General features: G+C 70.5%; 11 protein-coding genes. 4 read left to right on the forward strand and 7 right to left on the reverse strand.

What is annotated here, in order from left to right:
* Position 1 precedes the first annotated feature (1 nt).
* The gene (locus D7Y15_RS02340; RefSeq protein WP_158628994.1) at positions 2-847 is read right to left on the reverse strand and encodes a class I SAM-dependent methyltransferase; all 846 of its coding nucleotides are present in this window, start codon (positions 845-847) and stop codon (positions 2-4) included.
* Positions 848-1,122: 275 nt separating this feature from the next.
* Here D7Y15_RS02340 and D7Y15_RS02345 point away from each other — a divergent pair, with 275 nt between their 5' ends.
* Entirely contained in the window at positions 1,123-2,457 is a 1,335-nt protein-coding gene (locus tag D7Y15_RS02345; protein WP_121751579.1) for a Xaa-Pro peptidase family protein, read from the forward strand.
* Positions 2,458-2,605: 148 nt separating this feature from the next.
* The gene (locus tag D7Y15_RS02350; protein ID WP_120594668.1) at positions 2,606-2,965 is read left to right on the forward strand and encodes a response regulator; all 360 of its coding nucleotides are present in this window, start codon (positions 2,606-2,608) and stop codon (positions 2,963-2,965) included.
* 71 nt (positions 2,966-3,036) lie between these two features.
* On the opposite strand, the gene D7Y15_RS02355 is transcribed toward D7Y15_RS02350, so the two are convergent.
* The 6 genes from D7Y15_RS02355 to D7Y15_RS44590 are packed head-to-tail and all read right to left on the reverse strand — an operon-like array spanning position 3,037 to position 8,710.
* Positions 3,037-3,840, reverse strand: a complete 804-nt coding sequence (locus D7Y15_RS02355; protein WP_120580049.1) for an acyl-CoA thioesterase II — start codon at positions 3,838-3,840, stop codon at positions 3,037-3,039.
* Between the two features lie 60 nt (positions 3,841-3,900).
* Positions 3,901-5,121, reverse strand: a complete 1,221-nt coding sequence (locus tag D7Y15_RS45515) for a hypothetical protein (RefSeq protein ID WP_233604808.1) — start codon at positions 5,119-5,121, stop codon at positions 3,901-3,903.
* 13 nt (positions 5,122-5,134) lie between these two features.
* Positions 5,135-6,739: a TIM44-like domain-containing protein gene (locus D7Y15_RS02365; RefSeq protein WP_199745870.1), complete on the reverse strand. Its 1,605-nt coding sequence runs from the start codon at positions 6,737-6,739 to the stop codon at positions 5,135-5,137.
* Positions 6,736-7,365 (reverse strand): hypothetical protein, encoded by a 630-nt coding sequence (locus D7Y15_RS02375; RefSeq protein ID WP_121751580.1) that lies wholly within the window; start codon positions 7,363-7,365, stop codon positions 6,736-6,738. The genes D7Y15_RS02365 and D7Y15_RS02375 overlap by 4 nt, the downstream gene beginning before the upstream one ends.
* 38 nt (positions 7,366-7,403) lie before the next feature.
* Positions 7,404-8,084: a uracil-DNA glycosylase gene (locus tag D7Y15_RS02380; RefSeq protein WP_120594663.1), complete on the reverse strand. Its 681-nt coding sequence runs from the start codon at positions 8,082-8,084 to the stop codon at positions 7,404-7,406.
* Between the two features lie 56 nt (positions 8,085-8,140).
* Positions 8,141-8,710, reverse strand: coding sequence for a hypothetical protein (locus D7Y15_RS44590; RefSeq protein ID WP_158628996.1), 570 nt, complete (start codon positions 8,708-8,710; stop codon positions 8,141-8,143).
* A 241-nt stretch (positions 8,711-8,951) separates the two neighbouring features.
* Between D7Y15_RS44590 and D7Y15_RS02390 the strand changes: the two genes are divergently transcribed.
* Both D7Y15_RS02390 and D7Y15_RS02395 read left to right on the forward strand, forming a co-directional pair.
* On the forward strand, positions 8,952-10,673 hold the full coding sequence (locus D7Y15_RS02390; protein ID WP_121751582.1) for a CpaF family protein: 1,722 nt from the start codon (positions 8,952-8,954) through the stop codon (positions 10,671-10,673).
* 181 nt (positions 10,674-10,854) lie between these two features.
* Complete coding sequence (locus D7Y15_RS02395) at positions 10,855-11,823, forward strand: hypothetical protein (RefSeq protein WP_120580055.1); 969 nt, start codon at positions 10,855-10,857, stop codon at positions 11,821-11,823.
* The last annotated feature ends 12 nt before the right edge of the window (positions 11,824-11,835 follow it).

Here is an 11,835-nt window from a genome sequence, read left to right on the forward strand (position 1 = left end):
GCTAGACAGGGCCTGGACGGTGGGCCCAGACGCCCACCATGAGGCTGGGCACCAGCACGCCGCCGTTGGAGCGCAGCTCGGCGGTGAGGCGGGCGGCCAGCGTGTCGATGTCCACCTCCATGGCCAGCGCCACGCCCAGCCGCTCCATGTGGGGCAGGAGCGTGCGCACGGTCTCCACCAGGGCGTGCGTGGTCTCCGCGTCCGGCGTCACGCCCAGCCGCCCGCCCACCACGCCGTCATCCACCACCAGCCCGGCCCGCCGCAGCGTGGACACCAGCTCCAGGCCCATGTGGACCTTGATGCCCACGCGTTCGCAGGTGGGCAGCATCCAGTTCCAGACACGGTTGAACAGCGGCAGCTTCGGGTGCGCCATGCCCATGGCCGCCAGCTCCAGTTCGTGCAGCGCCAGCACGCCGCCGGGGCGCAGGTGCTCCACCATGCGGCGGACGAACGTCACCGGGTCCGGCTGGAACATCACCACCAGCCGGCCGACGATGGCGTCGAAGGGGGCGCCGACGGGCAGGGACTCCAGGCTGCTCTGCTGGAAGCGCACGTGGCCCAAGCCCTGCGACCCGGCGCGACGCTGGGCGCAGGCGAGGACGCGGGCCTCGCGGTCCACGCCCACCACCTCGCCCGTGGGGCCCACCAGCTCCGCCGCGAGGATGGACACGTCCCCCACGCCGCAGCCCACGTCCAGCACGCGCATGCCGGGCTTCAAGCCGGCCCCGCGCAGCACTCCCTCCGTCAGCGGCGCGTACACCTGGGCCTGGAGCATCAACCGTCGCAGCTCCCGGTCCTCGTTGCCCTGGACGTACTCCGCGGCGGAACTCGTTTCTTCGACACGCATGTGCGACTCCGGGGTTGGAGACGACGCGCACGGTCGCAAGCCCTGGCGCCGTTCGCGCCCTCCCGGCGGTCCCGGCGCAATGACAGACAGCCATCCGCGCCCGAGCCCCGGGGGCAGGGCCATGTCCACCCACGAACAGGCCCACGTCCCGGACATGTCTCTTGTGATTCCGGGACTTCCGGGTGAAGCACCCGCGCGGTGCACGGCGTGTGGGTTGTCGCGCGGCGTGGCCGTGAAACAATCCGCGCCCTCCCCCCACCAGGAAGAGCGCATCCATGACGCGTGTCCGGCCCGTCCTCCTCTCCGCCCTGCTCGCTGCCTCCCTCGCCCACGCCGCGCCCGCCGTGCCCGCCGCGGAAGGCGCGTGGCCTCGCGTGCGCAAGGAGCGCCTCCAGAAGCTGCTGCCCCAGGCCATGGCCCGCGCGGGCGTGGACGCGTGGGTGGTGCTCTGCCGTGAGAACGACAACGACCCGCTCGCGGCCCACGTGGGCGGGGAGAACGCGGGAGGCACCGCCGCGTTCCTGTTCCTACGGGACGGCGACTCGCTGCGCTCCACCGCGCTCTCTCCCGAGGGCGAGGCCACCGCGCTCCGCGACATGGGCGTGGTGGACGAGGTGGTGGCCTTCGAGCGCGGCGCGGACGTGAACGCGCTCATCGCCGCGCGCCTCACCCAGGCGAAGCCGGCGAAGGTGGCCATCAATTCGTCGGAGCGGATGTCCATCGCGGACGGCCTGTCCGCCACGCAGCGCGCGAAGCTGGAGGCGGCGCTGTCCCCCGCGCTGCGCAAGAAGCTGGTGTCCTCCGAGGACCTGGTCTCCGAGTGGCTGTCCGTGAAGACGCCCGAGGAGGTGGACATCATGCGCAAGGCCGCGGACATCACCGCGAAGCTGGAGGAGGAGGCGTACCGCACCGTGGTGCCCGGCAAGACGCGGGACTCGGACGTGGCGCGCTTCCTCAAGAAGCGCATCGCGGAGCTGGGCGTGGGTGACGGGTGGCAGCCGGACCAGAACCCCAACGTGAACAGCGGGCCCACGCGCGGGCACTCGAACGCCACCGACCGCGTCATCCAGCCGGGGGACTTCATCCAGACGGACTTCGGCATCCGCGTGGGAGGCACGTGGGTGACGGACATCCAGCGCTTCGCGTACGTGCTGGCGCCGGGGGAGAAGCAGCCTCCCGCGGAGGCGCTGGCGAAGTGGGAGAAGTCGAAGAAGGGCAGCCGCATCGCGCTCGCGGCGATGAAGCCCGGCGTGCGCGGCTACGACGTGGACAAGGCCCAGCGCGACTGGATGCGCGAAGCGGGCTCCGAGCCCGTGATGTGGGGCACCGGCCATCCCGTGGGCTACTGGGCCCATGACGCCGGCCCCGCCCTGTCCGGCGCGGCGTCCGGCAAGCCGCCCGCGGGCTCCTCGCTGCGCAAGCTCCAGCCCGGGCAGGTGTTCGCCTTCGACGGCTTCTACGCGTGGAAGGACGGCAGCAGCCCGGACGCGCTGCGCATCCTCTCCGTGGAGGAGATGGCCGTCGTCACGGAGACCGGCGCCGAATACCTCAACCCACCCCAGGAGCAGCTCATCCTCATCCCCTCTCCTGTCACGGCCGCGAAACAGTGAGGGCCTGAGGCCCGCCGAGCGCCCACACCCTACGACGTGGGTGGCCCCGACCCCGGCAACTCGCACCGTGGGGGTGTGGCGCGCGGACGCGCGGGCTCGGATACACTCGTGCGCATCGCGCGCGCCGCTCAGGCGCTGGAGGAGTGCCATGCCAACCGTGCTGGTCATCGACGATGACCTCTTCGTGCTCGCGACCGTGGGAGACACCTTGCGGGACGCGGGCTACACGGTGCTCACGGTGCAGTCCCCCGCCGAGGCCTTTCACCTGGACCTCACCGGCATCGCCGCCATCCTGTGCGACTACAACATGCCGGACATGAACGGCTCCGACGTGCTCGTCGCCATGCGCGAGCTGCAGGAGTGCCGCGCGCCGTTCATCTTCCTCACCGGCCACTCGGACCTGGATGACCTGCTGCCCGTGGCCATCCGCTACGGCGCGGAGCTGCTGCCCAAGCCGGTGGACCCCGCGGAGCTGACGCGGCTGTTGCGCAAGCAGATCGCCGCCTGAGCCGTTCTGGCGTACGCGCGTCTGCCCGACGCCGTCTCCGACCACCACGCCGTGGTGGCCGAGTTGGCGGTTCAGCCGAGCACGGCGACGAGCTGACGGCACTGCGCGAGCAGCGTGCCGTCCTCCGCCCAGAGGAGCTGGGTCTCCTCTGTGTAGCCCTCCGCGGCCTGGCGCGAGCGCCCGGTGCGCAGATAGTGCGCGTCCGGCGCGATGCCCTTCACCGGGAACGGCTGGAAGAACTGCACGCTGAGGTCCACCGACGCCGCGGCGCGGAAGCCGTCCAGCCGTGACAGCACGGACGGCGGATACGCATCCATCAACCCCACGCACAGCGCCGGGTCCAACGCCGTGGGAACGCGAGGCCGCAGCCACCCGCCCACCTCCGCCTCGGGACCGCCCGAGTACGGCGCCGAGCCCACGCAGTAGCGGTACTCGAAGAAGCGGCAGAAGTCCGGCATGGGCACGTCGTCAGGGACAGGCGTGAGCGCACCGGGCGCGGGCACCTTCGGCATGACGAAGTCCATGTACTCGGGAGCCCCACCGCGAGCGGCGCCAAAGGTCGCCGTGGCGACGGCCACCACGACGCCGCCGCTCTCCACTCGCGCGGTGGCATGGGTGACGAACTTGCCGGCGCGCTCGATGCGCGTGTGCAGGTCCGCCACGCCCTCCACAGCGGGCGAGCAGAAGTGCACGGTGAACGAGCGCACCTGCCGTTGGGGGTCGTTCAGCTGGTGCTCCATCGCACGCAGCACCTGCCCCGCCACCACGCCGCCGTACGCACCCCGGCCCTGATACCAGGGCGCCTCGTAGCGCGAGCGGTAGTGCCCGGGTTCCAGCGGTTCAACGAGGGTGGCGACAAGGAAGGGCGCGGTCATGATGCACCGCATCCTAGTGTTCCCGGCGTGGATGTCCCGGGGAGATGCGGGCCCCCGGCGCTACTGGATGACGAGCTCGCGCAGGGTGGTGGTCTGCTTGAGGGGCACCCAGCTGAAGACGCCCTTGCTCAACCGGGGGTACAGGTTTCCGGGTTCCGCCAGGTAAAGGCTGCTGAAGTTCCCAGCGCCGGGACGCTTCTCCGTGGTGGAGACGAGCGTCTCCTGTCCCTTCCCATCGCTGTCGGAGAAGACGACCGTGATGGCCGCCAGCGCCGACGGAGGCTCCATGTCACCGTCATGGACCGTGACGCCCTCCCGCGGCTTGGGAACCAGCCAGCTCACGGGGAGCTCCACCTCGAACCGGTCGGGAGCGGTCCAACGGATGGAGGGAAGCGCCCTGTCCTTGCGGCCGGGAGGCTGGAACCACGTGGCGACGGGCTTGCCGTCGGCGGTGCGCGCCACGCCCAACTGCACCGCGCGCTTGGAGTCCGCGTTCGGCTCGCTCCACCACAGCTCCAGGTGATCCGCGCCAAGGATGGCCTTCGCGCTGGCATCCACCGCGGGCACCGGCTGGTCGTCCTGGAGCGTCGCGAGGAGCGTCACCGTGGTGCCCTTGCGCAGCCACTGCACCTTCAGGCCCGCGTCCGCGTCGCCGCTCCAGTTCTTCTTCCCCCAGCTCACCCAGACCGGCGCGGGCGGCGCCGGATTCTGCGTACCGGAGGCGAGCATCGAGGCGGACCGGTTCGGGACAGGGTCCTCGGTCTGCGATTCGGAGTATTCGTAGGACGAGAGCTCCGTCCGCTGGGAGACCAGGTCCATGCTCCACGCGTGGTACCGGTCACCGGTGTCGCCCCCCACCAGCAGGGGCCCCTTGTTGTCGAACAGCAGGGACACCGCCCCCACGTAGCCCGTCAGGCCATTGCCCGCGAGGCGGAGGGAGTTCGGCCGGCCCTTCGTCTTCGATGACGGCGCGCCGGGACAATTGACGTGATCAATCGGGCCCAGCCCTCCACCACGCATGGCGAAGCGCTCGCCGGTGGCCAGCCCCACCAGGATGACGGGCGTCGTGGTGCCGGGCCCTTCTGCATCCTTGAAGTCGTAACAGACGACATCGTCCTCCTTGCCGTCCCCATCCAGGTCAAGCTGGAAGCGTTCGCGGACGACGACCTTCTCCGCCTTCACGCGCGCATCGAACCAATCTCCGAAGGACTGTGGAGCCGAGGCGGCCGGAGTGGCCGTGACGAGGAGACCGAGCAGCGAAAACCAATGGGGCGTGTGCATGAAGGACCGTGGCTCAGCCCTGGTACGACTCGTCCTGTTCGATGCGGCTGAGCACCCAGTCGAACTCGCCGGACGTCACGCGCGCCTGGCAGTGCGTGCAGTGGCCCGCCATGTTGATGGACAGCGGGGCGCCGCACGACGGGCACTTCTTCTGCGTGGAGGGCTTGCCCTGCACGCCCCGGCCGCGGATGAGCGTCCAGTACTCGCTGTAGGCGCGCTCGCGGGAGCGGCTGCCCCCCACGACCTGTCCGTCCCGGTCCCGCACCGTGTAGTCCAGGCTGGACGCGAACACGCGCAGGGTGACGGCGTCGAAGTACTCATCCCGCGTCACCCGCGCGAGCACCAGGTTCGTGATGTGCGCGTTCTCCGTGATGTTGCGCAGGCCCGCCTCACGGTAGGCGTTGATCCAGTACAGCTGCGTCTGGAAGAGGTTGTCGCTGAGGAAGGGCCGCATGCCCTTCCACTCGCGCGCGGCCCACGCGGTCTGCATCTCGTGGAAGATGAACTCCAGGCGCTTGCGCAGCGCCAGCGGCGTCGCTTCCGGGTCGTCATGCAGCAGCGCGTTCAGCCGCTCCTGCGAGCGCGAGTCCTTGATGGTGGGCAGCTCCGTGCCCTGCTCCTCCGTGGTGCCGGTGAGCTGAGGGCCGCGCCGCTCGCGCTCCTGCGACGCCACGCGCGTCACCACCCAGTCGAACTCGCCGGTGTTCACCACCGTGTCGCAGTACGAGCACTTGTGGCCGTGCACGGACTCCAGCGGCGCGCCGCAGTTCGGGCACTTGAAGGCGCGCACGTCCTCGGGAGGCCGGGACTTCGCGGACGCGTCACGCTCCAGCAGCCACTCCTCCGCGACGTACCAGCTCTGCTCGGAGCCGGAGGAGACCTCCGTGTAGTTGGCCTCGAAGCGCAGGACGACGCGGACGCGCTGGCTGTTCGCGCTGATGCCCTCCACGGACTCATACGTGACGGCGCCCACCACCACGGCCTTCACCGCGTCCGGAGTGCCCAGTTCGTGGAGCGAGTCGATGGCGCCGTCGGACAGCCAGCCGCCCAGCGTGTCCAGGCGGCCGCCGCCGCGCGCCTCGTGCACGCGGGCGAAGAGCGAATAGACGAAGTCCTCGAAGAGGACGATGGAGAACTCCGGGTCCAACGGCTGCACCGACCCGTCCGAACCCTTGGGCCCCACGCGGGCCAGACGCGCGAGCTTCGTGCGCAGCGAGCCCTGGCGTTGGGGCGGCGGAGGCGCATGGGGCGTGGTGGTGCTCCAGTCCCTCTGCCCCGCGCCCGACTTCATGTTCATGACGACGATGGCCACCACGCCCATGACGACGATGAGCAGGCAGAAGCCCCCGAACGCCCCGCCTCCACCCGAGGACGACGAGCTACTGGAGCTGTAGTGGGGGCCGGAGCTGTAAGAGGACCGGCTGCTGGAGCTGGACGAGCTGCGGCTGCTCGACGAACTGCGGCTGCTCGACGAGCTCCGGCTGCTCGACGAGCTGCGGCTGGAGCCCCGATAGGAGCTACCACCGCCGGGGCGCGCCTCCGCGTCCGGGATGGAGGCGAGGCCCAGCCCGAGGAACAGCGCGACCGCGAGAAGGAGGAAGGAGTGGGAGCGCCTCACGCCACGGCTCCGGGCATGTCCGGCAGTTCGTTCACGTCATCCTCCAGGCGGGGCAGCACGCGCGAAAGCGGTGCCTGGATGCGGCGCAGGGCCTGGAGGAAGGGCTCGGGCGCGGTGGACGCGGCCAGCGCGGCGGACAGCTGCGTGAGCGCGTCCTGCCATTCCGCCCCCATGAGCGAGGTGTCCACGCCGTAGTCGGTGACGACCTCCACGCGGCGCTCGAAGAGGGAGACGAACACCAGGATGCCGGTGCGGCGCGACGTGTGCGAAACGCCCAGCTCCGTGAAGGCGGCCTTCGCGGCGGTGCGCACGGAGTCTTCCTGGAGCTTGCGCGGGGTGAGCGCGCGGCGCAGCGACGGCAGCAGGCGGCCGCCCATCACACCCGCGGCGTAGGCCAGGAGCACGACGGGCGGGAAGGCGAAGAGGTGGACCTCCTGCGGGATGAACAGGAGGACCAACAGCATGACGAAGGCGACGGCCGCGCCCAGCCGGGCATCGGTGTGGGCGTAGTCGCCGGAGGCGCGGCGCACGGACACCACGACCTCCGCGGCGGTCTGGGACTCAATGGCCGCGACGGCTTCAGCGGCCTGGGTGCGTGCGGCGTCTTCGAGGAAGGTCGTGGCCATCGTGGGCGGGCACTATAGCCAACCCACGCGACACGCTCCTATGAGGGCAGCTGCCAGTCGATGGTGTGCTGGCCGTGCTTCTTCAGCGCGGCGTTGGTGGTGCTGTACGGCTTGCTGCCGAAGAAACCCTTGCTCGCGGACAGCGGCGAGGGGTGCACGCCCTCCAGGACGACGTGGCGCTTCTCGTCGATGAGGGCCTTCTTCTTCTGCGCGGGCTTGCCCCAGAGCAGGAAGACGACGGGGTCCGCCTTGGCGCTGACAGCGCGGATGACCGCGTCGGTGAAGGGCTCCCAGCCGTGCTTCGCGTGGCTGTTGGGGGAGGCCTGGCGCACGGTGAGCACGGTGTTGAGCAGGAACACGCCCTGCTTCGCCCAAGGGATGAGCGACCCGTCGCGAGGCTTCGGCGCGCCCACGTCGCTCTGGAGCTCCTTGAACATGTTCACGAGCGAAGGCGGGGACGGCACACCGGGCTGGACGGAGAAGGCGAGTCCATGGGCCTGACCCGGGCCGTGGTAGGGGTCCTGGCCCAGGAGCAGCACGCGCACGTCCGCGTAGGGCGTGAAGCGGAACGCGGAGAACACATCCTCCTCCGATGGGAACACGGTCTGTTCCTGGCGTTCCTTGCGCACGAACTTCTCCAGCTCCGTGAACGACGGAGCATGGATGGCGTCATGCAGCACTTTCTTCCAGTCCTCGGGCAACCCATCCGCCAGGCTCATTGCGTCCCTCCGTGGGCCGCACCCTAGACCAGCGCGCGCGTTCTGAGGGGGCCCGCTCAGGGATTGGGGCTCCCGGCGTCCAGCCATTGGGCTGGAAACGAGGGCTGCTGTTGGCCCCAGGAGGTGTCTCCCACGGGGATGGACGGGTGGTCCGAAGGGCCGGTGGGCACGCCCGCATCGGGGCCACCAGGGCCGAGCGGTCCCTCCGGCTCACCATCGTGGAGCCGCCGCAGGATGCGCCCGTCCGACAGTCGGACCGCGTACGTGACACCGCCGTCCAGCGACAGCCCGCCGGGCTCACAGGCACGCGGGTCCAGGTCCATGCGGATGAAGACGATGCCCCCTTCACGGAGGAGCCTGAAGCGATGGGCCTCCCTCCTGCTCCAACAGGACCGTCCCTCCGGCTGGCGGGGAAGGAAGTCATCGGCCGCCACGACCATGGCCTGAAGCAGGCCGCCCTCCAGCGAGTACGGCTGCCCCGGCGCAGCGACGGTCAGCGCCTCTCGCGCGAACATCTCAGGGAAGACAATGGAGCGGTCCTCCGACGCCAGCGAGTCGGATGGATTCGCCTCGCGTCGCATGCACCCAGCGCACAGGACCGCGCCCACGAGCAGCAGCCGCTTCATGGTCTGGGCTCTAGCCGCACGAGGTCCGGGTCGAGCGCGGCGGAGGACGCGCAGCCCCCAAGCCAGCACACCAGGCAGCACCACCAGGGACCGCGCATGGGCTGGCACTCTTTCCTCGGGAACGGAGGGCGGATGGCCACCTCCGGGTGGCATCGTGCCGGAACGCCACACCGGAAAGCGAGCAGGCACTCAAGGCGGGAGCTTGGGGCCCGGGCCGGAGCGCGCTAGCCTTGCTCCCGCCATGACGATGTACACCGAGTCGCTCCGCGCCTTCCTCAAGCCCGTCCTCCTCTACCTGGATGACGAGTCGGTGTCGGAAATCATGATCAACGGCCCCACCGACGTGTGGATCGAACGCAAGGGCCGCTTGATCAAGACGGATGCCGCCTTCTCCGAAGAAGGTCTGATCGGCGCCGCGCGCAACATGGCCCAGTTCGTGGGCCGCCCCCTGACCGAGGAGCGCCCCCGCCTGGACGCGCGCCTGCCCGACGGCAGCCGCATCCACGTGGTGATTCCGCCCATCGCGCGCAACGGCACCACCATCTCCATCCGCAAGTTCTTCAAGGACAAGCTGAGCATCGACTCGCTGTTGAAGTTCAAGTCGCTGACCAAGCCCATGGCGCGCCTCATCGAGGCCGGCATCGCCACCAAGCTCAACATGCTGGTGGCCGGCGGCACGGGCTCCGGAAAGACGACGCTGCTCAACATCGTCTCGTCCCTCATCCCGGACGAGGAGCGCATCCTCACCATCGAGGACTCCGCCGAGCTCCAGCTCAACCAGTCCCACATCGTGGCCTTCGAATCCCGCCCCGCCGACAAGTTCGGCAAGGGCGCCGTGGACATGGGAGACCTGCTGCACTCCGCGCTGCGTCTGCGCCCCGACCGCATCGTGGTGGGCGAGGTGCGCGGCGGCGAGGCCTTCCACCTCATGCAGGCCATGAACACCGGCCACGGCGGCTCGCTGGCCACCACGCACGCGAACACGCCCACGGACACGCTGCGCCGCATTGAATCCCTGTGCCTCATGTCGTCCGTGGAGCTGCCCATGGTCGCCGTGCGCGCCCAGGTGGCCAGCGCCATCAACTTCGTCATCTGCTGCGAGCGCCTCCACGACGGCAGCCGCAAGACGATTGCCCTGTCGGAGGTGCTGCCCCTCAACGAGAAGGGCGAGTACCGCACCCAGGACATCTTCGTCTTCACGCCCGTCGCCAAGGACGAGCACGAGAACATCCTGGGCTACCACGCGCCCACCGGCATCATCCCCAACTTCATCCAGAAGGCGCGCGCGTACGGCTTCGACGACCTGGACGACGCCTTCTTCGACCCCGCCACCTACGGCGTGCCGCCCCCGCCCAGCTTCCAGGTGGGCGAGGCGTACACCCTGCGCTGGGCCCCCTCGCTGAAGCACCGCGAGCAGGGACTGCCGGACCCCGCGCACTTCAAGGAGGACTGGGCGAAGTTCGAGCAGGTGCTCCGCAACGCGGCCCCGGACGGCCCCGTCGCTGGCCCCAAGCCGGCGGCGACCCCGCCCAAGCCCGCCGCCGCTCCGGCTCCGCCGCCCGCGAAGGCCGCTCCGGCGCTGCGGCCCTCGCTGCCGCCGCGCCCGCCGCCGCCGCAGGACGACGACAAGACGCCGCCGCCCACGCGCAACCCGTTCGCGGAGCAGGAGGACACCCGCTCCACGCCGCCCTCCGAGCCATTGGTGCAGGTGTCCGAGGACCTGCTCGCGGAGGCCCCGCCCGCGCGCAATACGCCGCCGCCGCGCCGGCCGCCGCCCGCTCCGGCGCGTCCCGGCACCCCGCCGGCAAACACGCTGCGAGCGGGTGCCACGCCCACGCGCCGGCCGCCGGGCCCCCCCCCGCCGCCCTCGGATGAGGACGAGGACGACGACCGGCCGAAGACGGAGCTGAACACGTCGGAGAAGACGCAGATCCGCCCGGTTCCGGATCGTACGCGCCGGTAGCCGCCCAAAGGCGAGGGGACCCTGTCCGGGCTTCCCCGGCCACGGCGACGTGAAACCTCCACGCGGGAGGCCCGGCGCCGGACACCGGCGTCGCCCCCGGGTGGGTGGGGCCCTGTCCCACCACGCGGGTCCTCGAATCCTGACCTTGCGAGGAGGACGGGTCAGGGGAGAAAGTGCTCCCGTGTTGATCCCCTTCCTCGCCGCGCTCACCCTGGTGGTCGCCCAGGCGCCCGCACCCGCTTCCTCCGCGAAACCCGTCACCGTCTTGCTGGCGCCCACGGACGTGACGCGGGGAACGCCGCGCTACCTCGTTGGAACCGCCCAGGAGCACGTGGCCGAGCAGCTCAAGGCCCGCGGCCTGGAGGTGATCCGCGTGGAGGACGTGACGCGCACGCTTCCGAAGAAGAAGCGCACGGCGATGATGCGCTGCAACCGCACGCAGCCGTCCTGCATCGCGTCGCTGGGCCTGGCGGCGAAGACGGACGTGGTGATGGTGACGGAGATTGGCCCGTACCTGAACGCGTACAAGGCGGGCGTGCGCGTGTACACGGCGCAGGACGGCGCGCCGCTGGTCGAGGAGTCGATCCCTGGCGTGAGCGAGGACCAGGTGCTGGACGCGCTCAACAAGTCGCTGGACGTGGTGGTGCCGCGCACGCTGCGGGTGCTGCGTCCGGAGCCGGTGGCGCCGCCGGTGGCGCCTCCCGTGGCGCAGCAGACGCCCAACGTGACGCCGGGCGTGAAGCAGCCTGTGCCAGGGCCGGACCTGACGCCGGGAGTGCAGCCCCCCACCGAGATGGGACTGACGGACACGCCGACGGTGGAGACGCCGGGACGCCGCAAGTGGGCCTGGGTGCCGGCGGCGGGCGGCGTGGTGCTCGCGGGCGTGGGGACGGTGTTCTTCGTGCAGTCGCGGAGCAAGCTCAGCGACCTGAACAACAACGAGTATCCGAACCTGCAGGACGCGGAGAAGCTGCGCGACTCCGGCAAGCGGTCGCAGACGATTGGCGCGGTGGGCATCGGCGTGGGCGCGGCGGCCATCGCGGCGGGCGCGCTGATGTACTTCCTGCCGGTGCAGCAGACGAACGTTCAGCCGTCCGTGACGCTCACGCCCCAGGGCGGTGGTCTGAGCTTCGCAGGGACGTGGCAGTGAGCACGGGGAAAG

The organism is Corallococcus sp. AB030 (assembly GCF_003668965.1).
Taxonomy (GTDB): domain Bacteria; phylum Myxococcota; class Myxococcia; order Myxococcales; family Myxococcaceae; genus Corallococcus; species Corallococcus exiguus.

Bases quoted from the DNA above. Each gene is read 5' to 3' on its own strand.
- D7Y15_RS02355 (WP_120580049.1), bottom strand. From the start codon at position 3,840: ATGACCGCGCCCTTCCTTGTCGCCACCCTCGTTGAACCGCTGGAACCC.
- D7Y15_RS02375 (WP_121751580.1), bottom strand. From the start codon at position 7,365: ATGGCCACGACCTTCCTCGAAGACGCCGCACGCACCCAGGCCGCTGAA.
- D7Y15_RS45515 (WP_233604808.1), bottom strand. From the start codon at position 5,121: ATGCACACGCCCCATTGGTTTTCGCTGCTCGGTCTCCTCGTCACGGCC.
- D7Y15_RS02345 (WP_121751579.1), top strand. From the start codon at position 1,123: ATGACGCGTGTCCGGCCCGTCCTCCTCTCCGCCCTGCTCGCTGCCTCC.
- D7Y15_RS02350 (WP_120594668.1), top strand. From the start codon at position 2,606: ATGCCAACCGTGCTGGTCATCGACGATGACCTCTTCGTGCTCGCGACC.
- D7Y15_RS44590 (WP_158628996.1), bottom strand. From the start codon at position 8,710: ATGAAGCGGCTGCTGCTCGTGGGCGCGGTCCTGTGCGCTGGGTGCATG.
- D7Y15_RS02390 (WP_121751582.1), top strand. From the start codon at position 8,952: ATGACGATGTACACCGAGTCGCTCCGCGCCTTCCTCAAGCCCGTCCTC.
- D7Y15_RS02380 (WP_120594663.1), bottom strand. From the start codon at position 8,084: ATGAGCCTGGCGGATGGGTTGCCCGAGGACTGGAAGAAAGTGCTGCAT.
- D7Y15_RS02340 (WP_158628994.1), bottom strand. From the start codon at position 847: ATGCGTGTCGAAGAAACGAGTTCCGCCGCGGAGTACGTCCAGGGCAAC.